Here is a 21,558-nt window from a genome sequence, read left to right as displayed (position 1 = left end):
GCTCGTGATCTGCTTAAAAGAGGCGTGAAGGTGTGCCGCCGATAATAACAGGGTTGCTCGCGGACGCGATGCTATGGGTGGACGGCAATTTATTTGTACAAAGGATGGCTAAGTGCCTTGCCGCCGACCGCATCCAGGACGAGACTGGGAACAGGACCTTATTGAAACGATATTTGACGATTGAGCATTATCGTCTCAGCGAGCGTCTACAGTTGGACTGAGAGTGTGTGAATGCACCAAAGTCGGGTCATGCGGTCAGAGCCCAGACTATCCATTGAAAACGGGGGTATTCGGATTGTGTATCAGCAAACCCTATGACAATGCGCGAAGTTGGCCGGTCTTGGGCGCTATTGAACAGGTCCGGGTAAATTTGGGTGCCACTCCAAGGGCACTTTTTGCCGCTTGCGCCAGTCTTAGCGTGGATCGCTGTGACGTCAGTCACCGCACCTGTCTACGCTATCCTTGTGCGAGACTCACGCAGGAATCCAGCGCTATATGAATGTCCTGATCGTTGATGACGAACCCCAAGCCCGCGAGCGACTGAGCCGTCTGGTCAGTGAGATCGAGGGTTATACCGTCCTTGAGCCGAGCGCCACCAGCGGCGAAGAAGCGTTGACGCTGATCGACAGCCTCAAGCCGGATGTGGTGTTGCTCGATATCCGCATGCCGGTCCTCGATGGACTGCAAGTTGCTGCCCGCCTGAGCGAGCGTGAATCGCCACCGGCCGTGGTGCTGTGCGCGGCGGAGGAAGAGTTTTCTGCGCAGACGCTGGAAGACAGCGGTGTCAGTTTTCTCGTCAAGCCGGTGGCTGGCGACGCGTTGCTCAAGGCCTTGAAGAAGGCTGAGCGTCCCAGCCGCGCTCAGCTCGCAGCCCTGACCCAGCCTGCCGCCCAGAGTGGCAATGGCCCGCGCAGCCATATCAGCGCACGGACCCGCAAGGGTATCGAGTTGATTCCCCTCGGTCAGGTGGTCTATTTTATTGCCGACCATAAATACGTGACCTTGCGTCACGAAGCGGGTGAAGTGCTGCTCGATGAGCCGCTCAAGGCCCTCGAGGATGAATTCGGCGATCGCTTCGTGCGCATCCATCGCAATGCGCTGGTGGCCCGCGAGCGAATCGAGCGCTTGCAACGCACGCCCCTTGGGCACTTTCAGCTATTCCTGAAGGGGCTCAATGGCGATGCCTTGATCGTCAGTCGGCGCCATGTCGCCGGCGTGCGCAAGATGATGCAGCAGCTCTAGCCCCGGGGCGGTGGCGAGCCCTGCAGTCCCGATCCCGGTGCGACGTGGCCAGGGAGGCCCCGCACTTGCTGATTCAAATCAAAGCGTATTTGCCTGAGCTGTTATTATCTGCCGTATCTATTCAGTACGGATTGATCCATGTCTTCTCGCGAAATCCGCATCGCCACCCGTAAAAGCGCCCTGGCCTTATGGCAGGCCGAGTACGTCAAAGCACGTCTTGAACAGGCTCATCCTGGTCTCAGGGTGACCCTGGTGCCCATGGTCAGTCGCGGCGACAAGCTGCTGGACTCGCCGCTGTCGAAGATTGGCGGCAAGGGCCTCTTCGTCAAGGAGCTGGAAACCGCGCTGCTGGAAAATGAAGCAGACATCGCTGTGCATTCGATGAAAGACGTGCCCATGGATTTCCCGCAAGGGTTGGGTCTTTTTTGTATCTGCGAGCGCGAAGATCCACGCGACGCCTTTGTTTCCAACACTTACCCATCCCTGGATGAACTGCCCCTGGGCAGTATCGTGGGCACCTCGAGCCTGCGTCGCCAGGCCCAGTTGCTGAGCCGTCGTCCCGACCTGCAGGTCCGCTTCCTGCGCGGCAACGTCAACACGCGCCTGGCCAAACTGGATGCGGGCGAGTATGACGCGATCATCCTCGCCGCCGCCGGCCTGATCCGCCTGGGCTTCGAAGACCGCATCACCCGCGCCATCAGCGTCGAAGACAGCTTGCCCGCTGGCGGGCAGGGCGCGGTCGGCATTGAATGCCGCACCGCCGACAGCGAAATTCACGCACTGCTCAAGCCGCTTGATCACGCAGACACCGAGGTTCGCGTCACGGCCGAGCGTGCCCTGAACAAACACCTCAACGGTGGCTGCCAGGTACCGATCGCCTGCTATGCCGTGCTTGAAGGTGAAAACCTGTGGTTGCGTGGCCTGGTAGGCGACCCGGATGGCGGCACGCTGCTGACCGCCGAGGTGCGCGGCCCGCAACGCGAGGCCACGGCCCTGGGCATTCAGGTAGCGGAGGAACTGTTGGACAAGGGCGCCGGCGCCATTCTGCAAAAAGTCTATGGCGAGGCCGGCCCGCAGTGACCCAGTGGCGATTGCTGCTGACACGGCCCGCCGAAGAGTCGGCAGCCCTGGCGGCGACCTTGGCCGATGCGGGCATATTCAGCAGCGAACTGCCGTTGCTGGAGATCAAAGCCTTGCCGGTCACGCCGGAACAACAGGCTGTCTTTGCGGCGCTGCAGCGTTATTGCGCGGTGATCGTGGTGAGCAAACCGGCTGCGCGTCTTGCCTTGCAACAATTGACCGCGCCCTGGCCGCGGCTATTGTGGTTCAGCGTGGGGGCCGCCACCGCGCAGATACTGGCCGATCATGGCCTGGACGTACACTATCCGCCAACGGGTGACGACAGTGAGGCCTTGCTTCAACTACCGGCATTGCGCGAGGCTGTCGCAGTGCCGGGTGCCAGGGTGTTGATCCTGCGCGGCGAGGGCGGTCGGGAGTTGCTCGCGGAGCGTTTGCGTGAGCGAGGTGTTAGTGTCGACTACTTGGAGTTGTATCGCCGTTTTCTTCCGGCCTACGACGCAGGGGCATTGACGCAACGCATCCAGTTGGAACGCTTGAACGGCCTGGTGGTCAGCAGTGGGCAAGGTTTTCTACACTTGCAGGCCCTGGCCGGCCCCGATTGGCCTGAGGTGGCGCAGCTGCCGTTGTTCGTGCCCAGTGCGCGTGTCTACGAGATGGCGCGGGCCGCGGGCGCAGAAAAAGTTGTGGATTGTCGCGGCGCGAGTGCTGCGGCTTTGTTAGTGGCGTTAGGGAGTAATCCCGTTCCCACTCTCTGATACGCAAAGGACGGATACGTGAGCGAAACAGCCTTGCCTAAAGATGAAGCTCAGCCCGCGCTCGATGCGCCGGTCGGAACGCCGGTCGCCGCGCCACGGCGTGGCAATGGCCTGGCAGTGGTCGCTTTGCTGCTTGGCGCCGCAGGCGTTGCCGCCGGCGGCTGGGGGATCTGGCAGGTCCGTGCCCTGCAAGCCGGCAGCCAGCAGCAACTGGGCCAGGTGCAGACGCTGGATGAACAATCCCAGAGCCTCAAGCAGAGCCAGCAACAGTTGGCGGCCCGCCTGGCGCAGTTGCCTGGGGCGGACGAGCTGGAAGAGCGTCGACGCCTGGTCGCCCAGTTGCAGGGTGATCAGCAGCGCCTGAGCCAGCGCCTGGAAACCGTACTGGGCGCCAGCCGCCAGGATTGGCGCCTGGCTGAAGCGGAGCATCTGATTCGTCTGGCCAGCTTGCGTTTGTCGGCTTTGCAGGACATCAACAGTGCCCAGTCGCTGGTCCAGGGCGCCGACGAGATTCTTCGTGAGCAGAGCGACCCAGGCGCATTCGCCGCGCGTGAGCAGTTGGCCAAGAGCCTGGCGGCGTTGCGCAGTACCGAACAGCCAGACCGCACCGGGTTGTACCTGCAGTTGGCGGCGTTGCGCGACCAAGTGGTGCAACTGGCGGCTATCGCTCCGGAGTATCAGCTCACGGAGCCGGCTTCCCAGGGCCGTCCTACCAGCGATACGGGTAACCAGTTGAGCCAATGGTGGGAACAGATATCCCGTTACTTCCGTATCGACTTCAACCCTGATGACAACATTCGTCCGCTGCTGGCGGGTCAGGGGTTGAATCAGGTGCGCCTGGCCTTGAGCCTGGCGCTGGAGCAAGCACAATGGGCAGCGCTCAACGGCGAGTCGGCGGTGTATAGCCGTTCGCTGGGTGAAGCACGCAGCGTGTTGCAGGATAACTTCAACCAGAACAACCCGCAGAGCAAGGCGATGCTGGCACGTATCGCCGAGCTTGAGCCCAAGGCCGTGTCGGTGGTGACACCTGATTTGGCCGCGAGTCTCGCGTCCGTGCAGGCGTACCTCGAGCGTCGCCATCTGTCTGCGGACGAAGCCAAGGCTTCGGCTGCCAAGCCTGCGTCCCAGGAGTAGAACCGATGAAGCGTTTCTATGTGATCCTGGTGCTGGCAATTGCGATCGCCCTCGCGCTGGCGGTGGGCATTTCGAAACACACCGGCTACGTGCTGATTACCTATCCCCATTTGCTGCATTACGAGTCGAGCTTGTGGGCCACCCTGGTGGCGGTATTTGCCATCGGTCTGGCGATCTACCTGATCCGAGTCCTGTTAGGCCTGGTCAGTGTTTCCGGTGGTGTGGTCAACCCGTGGTCGCGGCGCAATCGCAGCCGTCGCGTGCAGATCGCGATCGAGCAAGGCCAGATGGACCTTGCCGAAGGCCGCTGGGCCAGTGCCGAGCGTCACCTGCACCGCGCTGCGGAGGCCGAGCGCCAACCACTGCTGTACTACCTGGGTGCGGCACGTGCGGCCAACGAGCTGGGACGTTACGAAGAGTCGGATGCTTTGCTGGAGCGCGCCCTGGCTCGCCAGCCCCAGGCGGAACTGGCCGTTGCCTTGAGCCATGCGCAACTTCAAATGGATCGTGGCGATACTGAAGGCGCCCTGACCACCCTGCAGGCGATGCATGAGCGCCATCCTCACAACGCCCAGGTTCTGCGGCAATTGCAGCGACTGCACCAGCAGCGTGGCGATTGGTCGGCGGTGATTCGCCTGTTGCCTGAACTGCGCAAGGACAAGGTGTTGCCGGCCAGCGAACTGGCGGAATTGGAGCGCCGGGCCTGGGGAGAAAACCTCAATCTGGCTGCCCAACGTGAGGAGCATAGCGAAGCCGGCTTGCAGTCCCTTGATCGCGCCTGGGAGCAGCTGACCACAGCCCAGCGCCAGGAACCACAGCTGGTATTGGCTTATGCTGATCAACTGCGTCGGCTGGGTGCCGATGCCAGAGCCGAGGAAGCGCTGCGCGGTGCGATCAAGCGCAGTTATGACAGTCATCTTATTCGGCTCTACGGCCTGCTGCGCGGCAGCGATCCGGCCCGTCAGTTGAAATTTGCCGAAGGCTGGCTGAAGGATCATTCAGGTGATGCCAGCCTGTTGCTGACCCTGGGTCGTCTCTGCCTGCAGAACAGCCTGTGGGGAAAGGCACGGGATTATCTGGAAAGCAGCCTACTGGTGCAGCGCAATCCCGAAGCCTGTGCCGAATTGGCCCGTTTACTGGCCCAATTGGGTGATACCGAACGCAGCAACCAACTGTTCCAGGAAGGCTTGGGGTTGCTCGACAACCGCCTGCTGGCCTCACCGTTGCCAGCGCCTGTGCGCGCTTGAAGTAGGAAAGAACCAATGGATTGGCTCAGACGGATCTTCTGGCCAATCCTCTAACCCTTTGTAAACGCTCGGCTTAAGTGGCTCTGTAATCAATTCTTACGTCTTGTAGGGCGATTTCCTCGGCGCCTTGACGGAATCTCCTTGTCCGTTCGCGGAATTGTCCGCTCCAAGGCGTATTGAAAGGGGTCGGGCCTTTCCTCTACCGTAGCGACCTATCTCTTGCGGTGCGGATAAACAATGTCTTTGGCCCCCTTACGCTCCTTGTTTCTCCTGGCGTTCATGGCCGGTGCGCTGACGTTGGGCGTGTCTTTCTATCTCGAATATGGTGCGCTGTTACAGCCATGCTTTTTGTGCCAGGTACAACGGTTGTTCCTGGCCGTCTTTGTACTGACCAACCTGATCGCCGCCCTGCATAACCCTGGCCGCACCGGCGTGTGCCTGTATGGGCTGGCGAACATGGGGTGCGTGTTATTTGGTGCCGTCACCGCCGGGCGCCAAGTGCTGCTGCAGAACACGCTGTCAGATCAGATGCCCAACTGCTGGCCAACCCTTGATTACATGATTGAACACCTGTCGTTCTGGCAGGCTGCCCAGTCCGTCTTCAAGGGGACTGTCGATTGCGTCGAAATCAATTGGACGCTGTTTGACCTCAGCCTTCCGGAGTGGAGCCTGCTGTTTTTCCTGGCGATGCTGATTCTGTGGGGAATACTGCTTTCCCGGTTGTTGCCTGGCCGGCGTCACCTATCGCAAAGCGAGGAAAATTCTGTTCATGTGGTAGGACGGGATTAAACGCTTGTATGAACTTTCTCTCCTGCGTACCTTGAAGCCATAGTGATGCGGGCATAATCTGGCCCGCACGCGTTATCGAAACCGCTTGTCAGACGCGACCTCGTCCGATTGCCGCTTCAACCCTGAAGCATTGCGCGGGCACGGTGCAGCAGCGTCCCCCATAGGGAAGAGAGATCATCATGTTGGAACGTTGCAAGAATGCTCGCGAACGCTGGGGTGGCGTGCACACACTGATCGATAAGTGGTTGGATGCGCGTCGCGAATTGGTTCTGGCTTTTGACGAGTTGGGGGCCGAACCTGGAGCGCTGGCCGAGAAGCGTGAGCCGTTGCAGGACTTCTGCGTTGTACTGGTGGATTACGTTTCTGCCGGTCACCTGAGTATTTACACTCAACTCACCGAGGAAGCGGAAGCTTTCGAGGACGAGCGTGGTCTTGAGTTCGCTGAGACCCTTTACCCGCGCATCGATGTGATTACCGAAAAGCTGCTGGCTTTTAACGATCTGTGCGATGAAGGCAAGTGTGTCGCGGAAAAATTCAAAGAGCTGGGTGGTCTGTTGCACGAGCGTTTCGAGCTTGAAGATTGCCTGATCGAAGTGCTGCATAACGCCCACAAAGAAGAGCCTGCTCAGGTCTGATCGGGGCAATGCGATAAAAAACGGTGCGCATGACGCACCGTTTTTTTATGCGTCAGTGGCGGGTCCCGAGTAACTCGATGTCGAAGACAAGGGGTGTGTAGGGCGCAATCAATTCGCCTGCGCCGTCCGCGCCGTAGGCTTGGGCCGAGGGTATGACCAGGCGCCATTTCGCGCCTGTGGGCATCTGCTGCAACGCACTGCGCCAGCCACTGATCACGCTGTCCAAGCGAAACCACTGGGGCTGTGCGCTCTGGTCAAACACGCTTCCATCGGGCAGCCGACCCACATATTTCACCTGCACCTCATCAGTTGCCAACGGCTTGGTGCCCGTGCCCGGCGTCAACTCGGTGAGCAGGATTCCGTCCGCCAACTCATGCACACCCTTTGCAGCTTTTTCCTTCGACAAAAATTGCTGTTCGGCGGCGAGTGCTTTTTCGCTCTGCGGCGCTGGGTTGTCGATGGCGTTCTGTGCTTCGTGCTGTGCAAGAATCTGTTCGATGCGCGCGTTGTCCAGTGCCAATGGTTTGCCCTGGTAGGCTTGTTTGAGTCCATCGATCAGGGCCTGGATCTGCAAGTCGGGGACCTCCTGGCGCAAGCGTTCACCGAGGCTGGCCCCCAGGCTGTAGGCGAGGTCATGCTGATCTTGGACAGCGGTTTTTGGCGGCGATTGCTCGTCCGCATGGGCGCTGGAAATCGCCAGGGCAAGCACTACGAAAAGGTAACGCGACATGGGTGTCCTCCCGCCTGAAGTGCGACGGATTATGCCAGCGTAAATGGCTGAGCAGTGGTGCGCTTTTCTGTTATATCGATAAGAATTTTCGTACGTTGCAACGCAACGCAAACGATACTGTCAACATGCCCTAGCGGCGGTAAGAGCAGAGGGCTAGTATGAGCCGCACCCACGTCAGCCAGGAGGTAAACCATGTCGGCCAAACAGAAGCCTGTAAATACCCCGTTGCACTTACTCCAACAATTGTCGGGCAGCCTGCTCGAACATCTGGAAAGCGCTTGTTCCCAAGCCTTGGCCGATGCGGAAAAATTGCTCGCCAAACTGGAAAAACAACGCGGCAAAGCGCAAGAAAAGCTGCACAAATCCCGCACCAAACTGCAAGACGCCGCCACTGCCGGCAAGGCCAAGGCACAAGCCAAGGCCAAAGACGCTGTTAAAGAACTTGAGGACCTGCTGGACGCCCTCAAGGATCGCCAAGCCGAAACCCGCAGCTACATTTCCCAACTCAAAAAAGACGCTCAGGAAAGCCTGAAACTGGCTCAGGGCGTTGGTCGTGTGAAGGAAGCTGTCACCAAGGCGCTGGGTACTCGTACTCCGGCTAAAGCTGTCGCAGCCAGCGCGGCCAAGAAGCCGGCGAGCAAGGCTGTTGCAGCGAAGGCACCGGCTAAAACGGCCGCCAAGCCAGCTGCTAAAACTGCTGCTGCAAAACCAGCCGCCAAGCCTGCTGCCAAAACCGCTGCTGCAAAACCAGCCGCCAAGCCAGCCGCTAAGACCGCTGCTGCCAAACCAGCCGCCAAGCCAGCCGCTAAAACCGCTGCTGCAAAACCAGCGGCCAAGCCAGCCGCTAAAACCGCTGCTGCAAAACCAGCGGCCAAGCCAGCCGCTAAAACCGCTGCTGCAAAACCAGCCGTCAAGCCAGCTGCTAAAACCGCTGCTGCAAAACCAGCGGCCAAGCCAGCCGCTAAAACCGCTGCTGCAAAACCAGCGGCCAAGCCAGCCGCTAAAACCGCTGCTGCAAAACCAGCCGTCAAGCCAGCCGCTAAAACCGCTGCTGCAAAACCAGCGGCCAAGCCAGCTGCTAAAACCGCTGCTGCGAAACCAGCCGCCAAGCCAGCTGCCAAAACTGCCGCTGCGAAACCAGCCGCCAAGCCAGCTGCTAAAACTGCTGCTGCGAAACCAGCCGCCAAGCCAGTTGCTAAAACCGCTGTTGCAAAACCAGCCGCCAAGCCAGCTGCAAAACCGGCCGCCACACCCGCTGCCAAGCCTGCTGCTGCAAAACCAGCCCCTGCAAAGCCAGCAACTCCCGTAGCACCTGCCCCCACCCCGGCAGCGTCCTCCGCTCCAACCGCATCCGTCAGCAGCACTGCTGCACCGGCAGCGCCAAGCGTCACCCCAACCAGCGCTTCCTAAGCGCGGGTGACCACGACGCGCAGCTGCTGCAGCGCGTTGTGGTCAAGGTTGGCGGCTTCGGTCGCCAGGCTTTCAAGCCATTCATGTCGGCCTGTCACCTCGTTGGTTGGCCATGTCTGTGCAAGCGCTTCCAGGCGCGTCAGCGAGGCTCGCTCGGCCTCCAGCTCCAGCGCCTTGACGTGTTCTCGTAACTCGGCCAATTGCGCATCCTGTTGTGCCATCGCCCGCCATTGCACACGCATCTCTCGCAAGGGTTCGACGACACGCGTTCGCCACGGCCGCGCAAGCTGTTGCAGCGCCGCAACGCGCTCGGGCAGCCGCGCCACGCCACGTTGCTCCAGCCACGCACCACACAACAGCAGGCACACATCCGCGCCATGCTCCTGCAACCGCAGGCAAGCAGCCTCCACACCGGGGCGGGCATAAGTCGAAAGGGCAAAGCTCCACAGGTCAGCGCACATATTCACACCCAAGCCAGCGGTCAACGAAGCTGGTAGACTCCGCCGCCATTATGATCCGACTTCAAAGCCTAACATTACAGCGTGGCCCGCAACGTCTTCTTGAAGATGCCGAGCTGACCCTGCACGCCGGTCACAAAGCCGGCCTGATCGGTGCCAATGGCGCCGGCAAATCCACGTTGTTTGCCCTGTTGCTGGGTGAGCTGACTCCGGATTCCGGGGACTGCCTGCTGCCGGCCGACTGGCGCATCGCCCATATGCGCCAGGAGATCGACACCCTGGACCGCATTGCGATCGACTACGTGCTCGATGGCGACCTGCGTCTGCGCCAGGTACAGCACGACCTCGCCGCGGCGGAAGCAGCCCAGGATGGCGCCGCCCAGGCCCGCCTGCACTCGGAACTCGACAGCGCCGACGGCTACACCGCCGATGCCCGCGCCCGCAAGATGCTGGCCGGCCTGGGTTTTACCAACGAACAGATGGATCGCCCGGTCGCCGACTTCTCCGGCGGCTGGCGCATGCGCCTGAACCTGGCCCAGGCGCTGATGTGTCCCTCGGACCTGTTGCTGCTCGACGAACCGACCAACCACTTGGACCTCGATGCGATCCTGTGGCTGGAAGACTTCCTCAAGAACTATCAGGGCACCTTGTTGCTGATTTCCCACGACCGGGATTTCCTCGACGCCGTGGTCGACAATATCGCCCATGTCGAACAGAAGAAAATCACGCTCTATCGTGGCGGCTATACCGCCTTCGAGCGCGCCCGTGCCGAGCGTCTGGCTCAGCAGCAGCAAGCGTTCGAGAAGCAACAGGCGCAGCGCGCGCACATGGAAAGCTACATCGCCCGGTTCAAGGCCCAGGCCACCAAGGCCCGCCAGGCCCAGAGCCGGATCAAGGCCCTGGAGCGCATGGAAGAGCTGTCGGCGGCCCACGTCGATTCGCCGTTCGACTTTGTGTTCCGTGAGTCGGTGAAAATCTCCAGCCCCCTGCTCGACCTGTCGGATGCGCGCCTGGGTTATGGCGACAAGACCGTCCTGGAGAAGGTCAAGCTGCAGCTCATACCCGGTGCGCGGATCGGTTTGCTGGGGCCTAACGGCGCGGGCAAGTCGACGCTGATCAAGAATCTGTCGGGCGAGCTTGAGCCTTTGGCCGGGCGCCTGACCCGTGGCGAGAACACGGTGGTGGGTTACTTCGCCCAGCATCAACTGGACTCGCTCGATGCCAAGGCCAGCCCGTTGTTGCACCTGCAGCGCCTGGCGCCGAGCGAACGCGAGCAAACCCTGCGCGACTTCCTCGGAGGCTTCGACTTCCGTGGTGCGCGCATCGACGAGCCGGTGCTGAACTTCTCCGGTGGTGAAAAAGCCCGACTGGCCCTGGCCCTGATTGCATGGGACCGTCCGAACCTGTTGCTGCTCGACGAACCGACCAACCACCTGGACCTGGAAATGCGCCTGGCGCTGACCATGGCCCTGCAGGAGTTCAGCGGTGCAGTATTGGTGGTGTCTCACGACCGCCATCTGCTCAAGAGCACCACCGATAATTTCCTGCTGGTGGCCGATGGCAAGGTCGAAGAGTTTGATGGCGACCTGGACGACTACGCCCGCTGGCTGACTGACTATCGTCTGCGCAATGCGCCGGTGAGCAACACCCCGGTCAACCCGGACAAGACCGACAAGAAAGCCCAGCGCCAGGCCGCCGCCGCACTGCGTCAGCAGTTGGCCCCGCACAAGCGCGAAGCCGACAAGCTGGAGGCCGAGCTGGGCAAGGTGCATGAGCGCCTGGCCAGAATCGAAACCAGCCTGGGCGACAGCGCCGTGTATGAGGCCGCGCGCAAGGATGAACTGCGTGACTTGCTGGCCGAACAGGCCAGGCTCAAGGTGCGCGAAGGGCAATTGGAGGAGTCCTGGATGGAAGCCCTCGAATTGCTCGAAACCCTGCAAGCGCAGCTTGAGGCGCTGTCCTGATGGAAGCGTTGCAACTGCCCTTGCCGGCGCAGTGGATTGAACCCGTGTGGATCGGCGTGCAAATCCTGCTGATCCTGCTGGCCGGCTACCTTGCCCAGCGTTTTGTCGCCAAAGGCCTGACGCGCCTGGGTGAGCGCTACCCGTTCCCGCCGCAGTTGCTGATGCCGCTGCGCGGTGGCCTGCGCTGGCTGATCATGGGCAGCGCGCTGATCTTCGTGTTGGGCCGCCTGGGTGTATCTGCCACGGTGCTGTGGACGGCGCTGTCAGGCTTTGTGGCCGTGGCGGCAGTGGCGTTCTTCGCCATGTGGTCCGTGCTGTCCAATTTGCTGTGCGCCATTTTGATCTTCACCGTGGGTCCGTTTCGCCTCGGCGATATCGTCGAACTGGTGGACACCGTCGACAAGCCCGGCGTGAAGGGGCGCGTGGTGGCGATCAATCTGCTCTATACCACGCTGATCGAGGTGCAGGAGGCCGGCACCGACAGTGCGATGGTGCAAGTGCCCAACAGCTTGTTCTTCCAGCGTTCGGTACGGCGCTGGCCTGGTACGCACGTGTTCCCTGGCGACCGCTAGAGTCGCATTTTGTAAAAATTTATAGCCAGCCTTTGGTCGCCGGAGTTAGCTTAAGGCACAACCACAAACTCCCTTTCGAGGTGTGCTATGGCACTCGACACGTGGCTGGCTTTTCTCGTGGCCAGCTGGATCATTTCCCTTTCCCCCGGCGCAGGCGCCATCGCCTCGATGTCCAGCGGCCTGCAATACGGTTTTGTACGCGGCTACTGGAACGCCATTGGCCTGCAGCTGGGCCTGGCGATGCAGATTGCCGTGGTGGCGGGCGGCCTGGGGGCGATTCTGGCGACGTCATCGACCGCGTTCTACGCGATCAAATGGTTCGGGGTGGCGTACCTGGTGTACCTGGCCATCAAGCAATGGCGCGCCTTGCCGCTGGACATGAGCGATGACGCGGCGATACGTCCGATCGGCAAGCCGCTGGCGATGATGTTCCGCGGGTTCCTGGTCAACGCCAGCAACCCCAAGGCGCTGGTGTTCATGCTCGCGGTATTGCCGCAGTTCGTGAATCCGCAGGCGCCGTTGGCGATTCAGTACCTGATCATTGGCGCGACGATGATCAGCGTCGACATGATCGTGATGGCCGGTTACACAGGGCTGGCCTCGAAAGTCCTGCGCCTGCTGCGCTCGCCCAAGCAGCAGAAGCGCGTAAACCGCACGTTCGCCGGGCTGTTCGTCGGCGCCGCCGGTTTCCTCGCCAGCCTGCATCGCGCCACGGCCTGACTGAAGAAACCGAAGCAAATGTGGGAGGGGGCTTGCCCTCGATAGCGGTGGGTCAGTTGATGAGTATATCGGCTGACCCACCGCCATCGGGGGCAAGCCCCCTCCCACATTGGTTTTGTGGCGTGACGAAATAACACCTTGAGTCAAATCCGTTAAAGCTCAACAATAGTGTTACTTCGTATTTCCACTTGAGATTCATTCATGACTGCCCCTTTCCGCTTCCTTGCGTGGCTGCTGTTGCCGGCGCTGATGTCGTGCAGCTTCAATCTATGGGCCGCGACCGCCGAAGGCGCCCCGCAGGCGCTGCATTTGCTGGATTACATCGGTGCCGACTACCCGCCGACGGTAGAGGCGGGCAAGGTGGTGGACGACTCGGAATATCGCGAGCAGGTGGAGTTTCTTGGCGTGTTGCAGGGCCTGGTGGCTGATTTGCCGGATAAACCCGAACGCGCCGAGTTGATAAAAGGCGTCGATGAGTTGCTGGCGGTAGTCACCGCCCATGCAGACGGCGCAACGGTGGCCCATCAGGCGCGTCAGCTGGGCGCCAAGCTGGCCGTGGCGTATGAAGTCAGCCAAGCCCCGGCCATCACACCGGATCCGACACGCGGCGCGCCGCTCTACGCCCAGCACTGTTCGGTCTGTCACGGGACTGCCGGCGCCGGCGATGGCCCGGCCAGCGTGGGCATGACCCCGCCGCCCGCCAACCTGCGCGATGCCACGCGCCTGGATCGCCTGAGCCTGTATGCGATCTACAATACCCTGGGCCTGGGTGTCGAAGGCACCGACATGCCGTCCTTTGCCGATCAGTTGGATGACCGTCAACGTTGGGACCTCGCCACTTACATCGCAGGTTTCACGGCGGACCCGGCTGCGGCCAAGAGCGAACAGCCGTTCAACCTTGCCGATCTGGCGCGCCAGACGCCCAACGAAGTGCTGGCGGCAGACGGCCCTGCGGCGGCGGCGACCTTCCGCGCCCAGCGTGCACAACCGCCGCAGGTCAAGCGTGGCCCGGCGCAGTTGCTCGATTACACGTCCGCCACCCTGGACAAAAGCCTGGCCGCGTTCCGTAACGGCGACCACGAACAAGCCTATGACCTGTCGGTAGCCGCTTATCTGGAAGGCTTCGAGCTGGTGGAAAGCTCTTTGGATAACGTCGACGCCAATGTGCGCAAGGACACCGAGAAGGCGCTGATGGCCTATCGGCAGTCATTGCAGGACGGCCTGCCGATCGAGCAGGTGCAACAGCGCCTGGACGTGGCCAAGGGCAAGCTCGGTGAGTCTGCCGGCTTGCTCGGCGGCGACGGCCTGAGTTGGTCGTTGAGCTACATCTCCGGCTTGCTGATCCTGCTGCGCGAAGGCCTGGAAGCGATCCTGGTGCTCGCCGCGATCCTGGCCTTCCTGCGTAACACCGGCCAGCAATCGGCGGTGCGCAGCGTCAACGTCGGCTGGGGCCTGGCGCTGTTGGCCGGCTTGGCCACCTGGGCGCTGGCGGCGTATGTGATTGATGTCAGTGGCGCCCAGCGTGAATTGCTGGAAGGCTGCACGGCGCTGTTTGCCAGCGTGATGGTGCTGTGGCTGGGCGTTTGGATGCACGATCGGCGCCACGCCGCAGCCTGGCAGGACTACATCAAGAGCAGCCTGGTGGGCGGCGGTGGGCGCTTTGGTTTTGCGCTGCTGGCATTCTTCTCGGTGTACCGCGAACTGTTCGAAGTGATCCTGTTTTACGAAACCCTGTGGCTGCAAGCCGGCCCGGCCGGGCACGACGCGGTGCTGGCGGGTGGCGCCACCGCTCTGGTGCTGCTGGTGGGCCTCGCCTGGGTAATTCTTCGCGGTTCGGCGAAGCTGCCGCTGGCGCTGTTCTTCGGCATCAACGCGGCGCTGTTGTGCGCGCTGTCGGTGGTGTTCGCCGGGCATGGCGTCAAGGCGCTGCAAGAGGCGGGCATCTTTGGTACGCGGCCGGTGGCGTTTTTTGACTTTGACTGGCTGGGTATTCATGCCGATGCGTATTCGTTGAGTGCGCAGGCCGTGGCGATACTGGCGATCGTGGTGCTGTATGGCCGCAGTCGCCTGGCTGAGAAGCAAAGGGCGGCGAGCTGACTATGCGGGTCTGGATCGACGCTGACGCCTGCCCTAGGGCGGCAAAGGACCAAGTGGTGAAGTTCGCCCTCAAGCGTCAATTCGAGGTGGTGCTGGTGGCGGGGCAGAGCCAGATCAAGCCGGGCTTTTCTTGTGTGAAACTGATCGTGGTGCCCAGCGGCCCTGACGCAGCCGATGATTATCTGGTTGAGCACGCGGTGCCTGGCGAACTGGTGATCTGCAGCGACGTGCCCTTGGCTGATCGGCTGGTGAAGAAAGGCGTCACGGCCCTTGACCCACGAGGCAAGGAGTTCAGCCCGGCGAACATGAGCGAACGCCTGGCAGTGCGTAATCTGTTTACCGATCTGCGTGAGCAAGGCCAGATGGGCGGTGGGCCACCGCCCCATGGTGAAAAAGACAAGCAGGCGTTTGCCAACGCGCTGGACCGCCTGCTTACCCGTTTGATGAAGCCCTTGTAGGAGCGAGCTTGCTCGCGAAGAACGTCAACGATAACGCGGGCACTTTGGATGAACACGGCGCTCTCAGGTTCTTCGCGAGCAAGCTCGCTCCTACAGAAAGAAAGCGTCAGTCGTTTTCGTGGGTCAGTTCCAGTACCCGGTCCACGAGTTTATTGATGCCCGACGCCACCTCACTGATGTTCTTGCCCAGCATATACGCCGGCGTACTCACCAGCTTGCGCGCGGTGTCCTCGGCGATGTCCTCGACCGTGCATTCCTGGTGGGTGGCACCCATTTTGTCCAGGGCAGCTGCAGTGTCGGCATCGTTGCCGATGGTGCAGGTCACGCCTGGGCCGTAGATTTTCGCGGCCAGGGCAGGGGAAATGCAGATCAGCCCCACAGGCTTGCCGGCTTCGGCAAAGGCTTCGGCCAATGCCAGGACTTGTGGGTTGACGCTGCAGCCGGCGCCTTCCACGGCGAAATTCGACAGGTTCTTCGCCGCGCCGAACCCTCCGGGCACGATCAGTGCGTCGAAGTCGGCAGCGTCGGCTTCACCAATATCCTTGACCGCGCCCCGGGCGATTCGCGCCGACTCGACCAACACGTTACGCGATTCGGGCATTTCTTCGCCGGTGAGGTGGTTGATCACATGCAATTGCGCAATATCCGGCGCAAAACATTCCACTTGAGCGCCGCGCTGATCCAGGCGCAGCAGGGTGATCACGCTTTCCTGGATCTCTGCGCCGTCGTACACGCCACAGCCGGAAAGGATCACTGCAATCTTTTTGCTCATGGGCATTTCTCCTGATTCATGGCGTTAAATGTCTACTAATTTGTAACCTGTTGCCAATGGGAACTCACGCCACTGCCCCTAATCTTGCTGTAACAAAAAAAGACCGGACTAGCCCATGGACTTCGTGCCTTACGCGGTACCGTTTTTCATTGCGTTGATCGTGGTTGAGCTGCTGGCCGACCGCTGGCGCGGTGCGCGCAACTATCGAGTGGCGGATGCCATCAACAGCCTCAGCACCGGGGTGCTGTCCACCACGACCGGGTTGCTGACCAAAGGTGTGGGCCTTTTGACTTATGCGTTCGCCCTCAAGCACCTGGCGCTGATCGAGTTGTCGGCCCGGAGTGCCTGGACCTGGGTGTTTGCATTCGTGTTCTACGACTTCTGCTATTACTGGCTGCATCGCATGGGCCATGAGCGCAATATCCTCTGGGCTGCGCACTCCGTGCACCACCAGAGCGAGGACTACAACCTCACCACCGCGCTGCGTCAGACCAGCACCGGCTTCTTGCTGAGCTGGATCTTCTACCTGCCCCTGGCCGTGCTCGGTGTGCCGTTGGTGGTATTCATCAGCGTGGCTTCGCTCAACCTGCTGTATCAATTCTGGGTCCATACACGTCACGTTCCCAAGCTCGGCTGGTTCGAATGGTTCTTCGTCACCCCGTCCAATCATCGGGCCCACCACGCACAGAACGCTCTCTACATGGATCGCAACTATGGCGGGGTGTTCATTTTTTGGGATCGGCTGTTCGGCACGTTCCAGGAGGAAGATGACAACGAGCCGGTGATCTTCGGTGTGACCACGCCCCTGGCCAGCTGGAACCCGCTGTGGGCGAACCTGCAGTTTTATGCGCAGCTGTGGAACGACGCCCGCCGTACTGAAAGCCACTGGGACAAGCTGCGCATCTGGTTTATGCGCACCGGCTGGCGCCCCGCAGACGTCAAAGCCAAGTATCCGCTGGCCAAGCCGGACCTGGCCCGGTTCCGCAAATTCGAGGTGCCGCTGGACAGACGGCAACAGGTTTATGTCGCGCTGCAATTCGCAGTTTACGTGGGGTTTGGCAGCTATCTGATGAATATCGGCGAAGGTCTGCCCACGGAGGCGCTGGTCCTGGGCTGGGGTGCGATGGCGTTGGGGCTGTTCACGTTGGGGGTCGCGTTGGAGAATCGCCCGTGGGCGCTGAAGGCCGAGTGGGTGCGCCTGGGGCTGAATGTGCCGTTGGTAGGGCTGGCCCCGTGGGTCGGCCTGTGGCCCGCCGGCAACCTGGGCTGGCTGGGCCTGGCGAGCTACAGCGCGCTCAGCGTGATCGGCCTCTACTGCTGCAGGGGCCGGCTTACGCGTCTGGCGTCTTAGGCGTTTCGACCGGCGCGGGTTCGGCAGCGCGCCGAGCCTTGGCCTCGGCGCATGCCTCGCGGGCGATGCGGGCATTCTTGAAGCGGCGTCGCAGCCACAGGCCAAAACCCAGCACCAGCAAGGCGCCCAGCACCCACAGCTCGTATTTCTTGACGCTGCCGAGCATGCCTTCGAGCACTGCGCCGAAGTGGTAGGCCGCAGCCCCCAGCGCTGCCGCCCATATCGCTGCACCAATACCGTTAAGGATCAGATAGCGCAGGGGCGGGTAGCCGGACAGGCCAATCGCCACGGGCATGACCGTGCGCAAACCGTAGACGAAGCGAAAGCTCAGTACCCAGATATCCGGATGCTTGCGGATATGCTCCAGCGCCTTGTCGCCCATCAATTGCCAGCGCGGTTTGCGCGCCAGCAACTTGCGGCCGTGCTTGCGCCCCATGTAGTACCAAAGCTGGTCGCCGGCGTAGCTGCCGAAGAAGGCAACGACCACTACCAGGTTGATATCCATGTATCCACGAAACGCCAGGAAGCCTGCGAGTACGAGGATGGTCTCGCCTTCGAAGAACGTGCCGAGGAAGAGGGCAAAGTAGCCGAAGTCATGCAGAAATTGTTGAAGCATGGTCTAGGGTGCTGGCGAAATGAACGCGCAGCCTACGCCTTCACGAAGATTCATGAAAGTATCGAGATGTGTCACGAAGTGAACAATTCCTGTGTCAGTGCAGAATGTGACTACAGGTCGCATCGATAAGCACAACTGTCATTCGTTCGTCATAATGGCCGCTTATAACTGCACCGCTCGCCCGTAAACGCGGGCTCAGGAGTCTGTCGTGAGCTTTACCCCCGCCAATCGGCTGTTCCCCGCCACGCGTCTGCGTCGTAACCGTCGTGATGATTTTTCGCGCCGTCTGGTACGTGAAAATGTACTGACGACGAATGATCTGATCCTGCCGGTATTCGTGCTGGACGGCGAAAATCGCCGGGAAGCGGTGGCTTCGATGCCAGGGGTGGAGCGCTTGAGCATCGATCTGCTGCTTGAAGAAGCCGCGCATTGGGTGGCGCTGGGCATTCCGGCGCTGGCGCTGTTCCCGGTAACGCCCGCTGGGCTCAAGTCACTTGACGCGGCCGAAGCCTGGAACCCGCAGGGCATCGCCCAGCGCGCCACCCGCGCCCTGCGCGAGCGTTTCCCGCAGCTTGGGGTGATCACCGACGTAGCCCTCGATCCATTCACCACCCATGGGCAGGATGGCATCCTCGATCCGTCAGGCTACGTCGAGAACGACATCACCGTCGATGCGCTGGTCAAGCAGGCCTTGTCCCACGCGGCGGCAGGCGCCCAGGTGGTGGCGCCGTCGGACATGATGGACGGCCGCATCCAGGCGATTCGCGAAGCCCTTGAATTGGCCGGTCACGTCAATGTGCGGATCATGGCCTACTCGGCCAAGTACGGCAGCGCCTATTACGGCCCCTTCCGCGATGCGGTGGGTTCGGCCCTGAACCTGGGCAAGGCCGACAAGGCTTCGTACCAGATGGACCCGGCCAACAGCCAAGAAGCCCTGCACGAAGTGGCGGCCGACCTGGCCGAAGGCGCCGATATGGTCATGGTCAAGCCAGGGATGCCTTACCTGGACATCCTTTGCCGGGTCAAAGAGGAATTCAAAGTGCCGACCTTTGTCTATCAGGTCAGCGGTGAATACGCCATGCACATGGCCGCAATCCAGAATGGTTGGTTGAGTGAAGGGGTGATCCTCGAATCCCTGACAGCCTTTAAACGTGCCGGCGCTGATGGCATTCTGACCTACTTCGCCGCCCGCGCTGCCCAATTGCTTAGAGAGCAACAAGAGCCCTCACAGGAACACTCATGAATACCGAAGGACTTACAGAAGTTGCCGTAAAAGACGCTCATCCGGTGGTTGAACAAGTCGCCGAGACCCCGCCGGAGCTGGAGCCGGCCCCGCCTGCGGTGGTTGCCGAAGCGCTGGCGCCGGCGCCGGTTGCCGTGGTCACCAACCTGGATGACAGCAGCCTGTACATCCATCGCGAGCTGTCACAACTGCAATTCAACATCCGCGTGCTGGAACAGGCGCTGGATGAGTCCTATCCATTGCTGGAACGGCTCAAATTCCTGCTGATTTTCTCGAGCAACCTGGACGAATTCTTCGAAATCCGGGTCGCCGGCCTCAAGAAGCAGATTACCTTCGCCCGTGAGCAAGCCGGGGCCGACGGCCTGCAACCGCACCAGGCCCTGGCGCGCATCAGTGAGCTGGTGCACGGCCATGTGGACCGCCAATACGCGATCCTCAACGACATCCTGCTGCCGGAACTGGAAAAACATCAGGTTCGCTTCATCCGTCGCCGTCACTGGACCACCAAGATCAAGACCTGGGTGCGCCGTTACTTCCGTGACGAGATCTCACCGATCATCACCCCGATCGGCCTCGACCCGACGCACCCATTCCCGTTGCTGGTGAACAAGAGCCTCAACTTCATCGTCGAGCTGGAAGGCATCGACGCCTTCGGCCGCGACTCGGGCCTGGCGATCATTCCGGCGCCACGTCTGTTGCCACGGATCATCAAGGTACCCGAAGAGGTTGGGGGCGCTGGGGATAACTATGTATTCCTGTCGTCGATGATCCATGCGCACGCCGATGACCTGTTTCAGGGCATGAAGGTCAAGGGCTGCTACCAGTTCCGCCTGACCCGTAACGCCGACCTGGCGCTGGACTCCGAAGACGTCGAAGACCTGGCACGTGCTCTGCGCGGCGAGCTGTTTTCGCGGCGCTACGGCGATGCGGTGCGCCTGGAAGTGGCCGACACTTGCCCCAAACACCTGTCGGACTACCTGCTCAAGCAGTTCAACCTGGCCGAATCCGAGTTGTATCAGGTCAATGGCCCGGTCAACCTGACGCGCCTGTTCAGCATCACCGGCCTGGACAGCCATCCGGAGCTGCAATACAAGCCGTTTACGCCGCAGATCCCGAAACTGCTGCAGAACAGCGAGAACATCTTCAGCGTGGTGAGCAAGCAGGACATCCTGCTGCTGCACCCCTTCGAGTCGTTCACGCCGGTGGTCGACCTGTTGCGCCAGGCCGCCAAGGACCCTCACGTGCTGGCCGTGCGCCAGACGCTGTACCGCTCAGGCGCCAACTCGGAAATCGTCGATGCGCTGGTGGATGCTGCGCGTAACGGCAAGGAAGTCACCGCAGTGATCGAGCTGCGGGCGCGCTTTGATGAGGAGTCCAACCTGCAACTGGCCAGCCGTCTGCAAGCGGCCGGTGCGGTGGTGATCTACGGCGTGGTCGGCTTCAAGACCCACGCCAAGATGATGCTGATCCTGCGCCGCGAAGCCGGTGAGATCGTGCGTTATGCCCACCTGGGCACCGGCAACTACCACGCCGGCAACGCCAAGCTCTACACCGACTACAGCTTGCTGACCTCCGACGACGCCTTGTGCGAAGATGTCGGCAAGCTGTTCAGCCAGCTCATCGGCATGGGCAAAACCTTGCGCATGAAGAAACTGCTGCATGCGCCGTTCACCCTGAAGAAGGGCATGCTCGACATGATTGCCCGCGAGACCCAGTTTGCCCTCGACGGCAAGCCGGCGCACATCATCGCCAAATTCAACTCGCTGACCGATCCGAAGATCATCCGCGCGCTGTACAAGGCCAGCCAGTCGGGCGTGCGCATCGACCTGGTGGTACGTGGCATGTGCTGCCTGCGCCCGGGCATTGTCGGCGTCTCGCATAATATCCATGTGCGCTCGATCATCGGTCGTTTCCTGGAACACACGCGGGTGTTCTACTTCCTGAATGGTGGTGAGGAACAGATGTTCCTCTCCAGTGCCGACTGGATGGAACGCAACCTCGACAAGCGTGTGGAGACCTGCTTCCCGGTGGAGGGCAAGAAGCTGATCATGCGGGTCAAGAAGGAGCTGGAAAGCTACCTGACCGACAACACCCACAGCTGGAGCCTGCAGTCGGATGGGCGGTATGTACGCAACACACCGACCGGCAACCAGAACGCGCGCAGTGCACAGGCGACGCTGCTGGAGAAGCTGGGCAGCCCGATCCTGACGGTTAACTAGAGCCCAGCGCGGTGTGAAAATGTGGGAGGGGGCTTGCCCCCGATAGCGGTGTGTCAGTCGATGAAT

Annotated in this window: 20 protein-coding genes; 16 read left to right on the top strand and 4 right to left on the bottom strand. The window is 61.2% G+C overall.

All coding sequences use genetic code 11. The annotated features are described in order from the left end of the window. The first annotated feature begins 495 nt into the window (after positions 1-495). The 7 genes from BOP93_RS26120 to rsd all read left to right on the top strand — a co-directional run bounded on the left by BOP93_RS26120 (position 496) and on the right by rsd (position 6,882). Complete coding sequence (locus BOP93_RS26120; RefSeq protein WP_104505099.1) at positions 496-1,242, top strand: LytR/AlgR family response regulator transcription factor; 747 nt, start codon at positions 496-498, stop codon at positions 1,240-1,242. A gap of 138 nt (positions 1,243-1,380) precedes the next feature. Then, on the top strand, positions 1,381-2,322 hold the full coding sequence (hemC, locus tag BOP93_RS26115) for a hydroxymethylbilane synthase (protein WP_104505098.1): 942 nt from the start codon (positions 1,381-1,383) through the stop codon (positions 2,320-2,322). Then, on the top strand, positions 2,319-3,077 hold the full coding sequence (locus tag BOP93_RS27955) for a uroporphyrinogen-III synthase (RefSeq protein WP_237140384.1): 759 nt from the start codon (positions 2,319-2,321) through the stop codon (positions 3,075-3,077). Before hemC ends, BOP93_RS27955 begins: the two co-directional genes overlap by 4 nt. An 18-nt stretch (positions 3,078-3,095) precedes the next feature. Further along, entirely contained in the window at positions 3,096-4,211 is a 1,116-nt protein-coding gene (locus BOP93_RS27950) for a uroporphyrinogen-III C-methyltransferase (protein ID WP_237140383.1), read from the top strand. 5 nt (positions 4,212-4,216) lie between these two features. Next, positions 4,217-5,458: a heme biosynthesis protein HemY gene (locus tag BOP93_RS26105; protein WP_104505097.1), complete on the top strand. Its 1,242-nt coding sequence runs from the start codon at positions 4,217-4,219 to the stop codon at positions 5,456-5,458. A gap of 237 nt (positions 5,459-5,695) precedes the next feature. Further along, entirely contained in the window at positions 5,696-6,247 is a 552-nt protein-coding gene (locus BOP93_RS26100; RefSeq protein ID WP_104505096.1) for a disulfide bond formation protein B, read from the top strand. A gap of 179 nt (positions 6,248-6,426) precedes the next feature. Next, positions 6,427-6,882 (top strand): sigma D regulator, encoded by a 456-nt coding sequence (rsd, locus tag BOP93_RS26095; protein WP_104505095.1) that lies wholly within the window; start codon positions 6,427-6,429, stop codon positions 6,880-6,882. A 52-nt stretch (positions 6,883-6,934) separates the two neighbouring features. Here the strand turns inward: rsd and BOP93_RS26090 are convergent, their stop codons facing one another. Further along, positions 6,935-7,612 carry an FKBP-type peptidyl-prolyl cis-trans isomerase gene (locus tag BOP93_RS26090; protein WP_104505094.1) on the bottom strand — a complete coding sequence of 226 codons (678 nt, stop codon included), beginning with the start codon at positions 7,610-7,612 and terminating at the stop codon, positions 6,935-6,937. Positions 7,613-7,804: 192 nt separating this feature from the next. Here BOP93_RS26090 and BOP93_RS26085 point away from each other — a divergent pair, with 192 nt between their 5' ends. Further along, positions 7,805-9,022 (top strand): AlgP family protein, encoded by a 1,218-nt coding sequence (locus BOP93_RS26085; protein WP_104505093.1) that lies wholly within the window; start codon positions 7,805-7,807, stop codon positions 9,020-9,022. On the opposite strand, the gene BOP93_RS26080 is transcribed toward BOP93_RS26085, so the two are convergent. Beyond that, complete coding sequence (locus BOP93_RS26080) at positions 9,019-9,483, bottom strand: TIGR02444 family protein (RefSeq protein ID WP_167400621.1); 465 nt, start codon at positions 9,481-9,483, stop codon at positions 9,019-9,021. The two genes, BOP93_RS26085 and BOP93_RS26080, sit on opposite strands and share 4 nt — an antisense overlap. A gap of 50 nt (positions 9,484-9,533) precedes the next feature. Between BOP93_RS26080 and BOP93_RS26075 the strand changes: the two genes are divergently transcribed. The 5 genes from BOP93_RS26075 to BOP93_RS26055 all read left to right on the top strand — a co-directional run bounded on the left by BOP93_RS26075 (position 9,534) and on the right by BOP93_RS26055 (position 15,291). Next, positions 9,534-11,444, top strand: a complete 1,911-nt coding sequence (locus tag BOP93_RS26075) for an ATP-binding cassette domain-containing protein (protein ID WP_104505091.1) — start codon at positions 9,534-9,536, stop codon at positions 11,442-11,444. Then, on the top strand, positions 11,444-12,016 hold the full coding sequence (locus BOP93_RS26070) for a mechanosensitive ion channel family protein (RefSeq protein WP_057723361.1): 573 nt from the start codon (positions 11,444-11,446) through the stop codon (positions 12,014-12,016). Before BOP93_RS26075 ends, BOP93_RS26070 begins: the two co-directional genes overlap by 1 nt. Positions 12,017-12,103: 87 nt before the next feature. Beyond that, positions 12,104-12,736, top strand: a complete 633-nt coding sequence (locus tag BOP93_RS26065; RefSeq protein WP_104505090.1) for a LysE family transporter — start codon at positions 12,104-12,106, stop codon at positions 12,734-12,736. Between the two features lie 201 nt (positions 12,737-12,937). Continuing rightward, positions 12,938-14,833 carry an FTR1 family protein gene (locus BOP93_RS26060; protein ID WP_104505089.1) on the top strand — a complete coding sequence of 632 codons (1,896 nt, stop codon included), beginning with the start codon at positions 12,938-12,940 and terminating at the stop codon, positions 14,831-14,833. 2 nt (positions 14,834-14,835) lie between these two features. Next, positions 14,836-15,291: a YaiI/YqxD family protein gene (locus BOP93_RS26055; protein ID WP_065886995.1), complete on the top strand. Its 456-nt coding sequence runs from the start codon at positions 14,836-14,838 to the stop codon at positions 15,289-15,291. A gap of 106 nt (positions 15,292-15,397) precedes the next feature. Here the strand turns inward: BOP93_RS26055 and elbB are convergent, their stop codons facing one another. Further along, positions 15,398-16,063 (bottom strand): isoprenoid biosynthesis glyoxalase ElbB, encoded by a 666-nt coding sequence (gene elbB / locus BOP93_RS26050; protein ID WP_104505088.1) that lies wholly within the window; start codon positions 16,061-16,063, stop codon positions 15,398-15,400. 115 nt (positions 16,064-16,178) lie between these two features. Between elbB and BOP93_RS26045 the strand changes: the two genes are divergently transcribed. Then, a complete protein-coding gene (locus tag BOP93_RS26045) occupies positions 16,179-17,414 on the top strand; it encodes a sterol desaturase family protein (RefSeq protein WP_104505087.1) in 1,236 nt (411 codons plus the stop codon). On the opposite strand, the gene BOP93_RS26040 is transcribed toward BOP93_RS26045, so the two are convergent. Then, positions 17,395-18,030 (bottom strand): DedA family protein, encoded by a 636-nt coding sequence (locus BOP93_RS26040; protein WP_065886998.1) that lies wholly within the window; start codon positions 18,028-18,030, stop codon positions 17,395-17,397. The genes BOP93_RS26045 and BOP93_RS26040 overlap by 20 nt on opposite strands. Positions 18,031-18,238: 208 nt before the next feature. On the opposite strand from BOP93_RS26040, the gene hemB reads away from it, so the two are divergent. Together hemB and ppk1 are read left to right on the top strand one after the other, a co-directional pair. Beyond that, positions 18,239-19,273: a porphobilinogen synthase gene (hemB, locus tag BOP93_RS26035; protein ID WP_104505086.1), complete on the top strand. Its 1,035-nt coding sequence runs from the start codon at positions 18,239-18,241 to the stop codon at positions 19,271-19,273. Beyond that, the gene (gene ppk1, locus BOP93_RS26030; RefSeq protein ID WP_104505085.1) at positions 19,270-21,492 is read left to right on the top strand and encodes a polyphosphate kinase 1; all 2,223 of its coding nucleotides are present in this window, start codon (positions 19,270-19,272) and stop codon (positions 21,490-21,492) included. Before hemB ends, ppk1 begins: the two co-directional genes overlap by 4 nt. Positions 21,493-21,558: the final 66 nt, after the last annotated feature.

Origin of the sequence: Pseudomonas orientalis (assembly GCF_002934065.1) — a bacterium.
Classification (GTDB): Bacteria; Pseudomonadota; Gammaproteobacteria; order Pseudomonadales; family Pseudomonadaceae; genus Aquipseudomonas; species Aquipseudomonas orientalis_A.
Note: the sequence above shows the minus strand (reverse complement) of the source record. Positions and strands in the feature narration are given on the sequence as shown.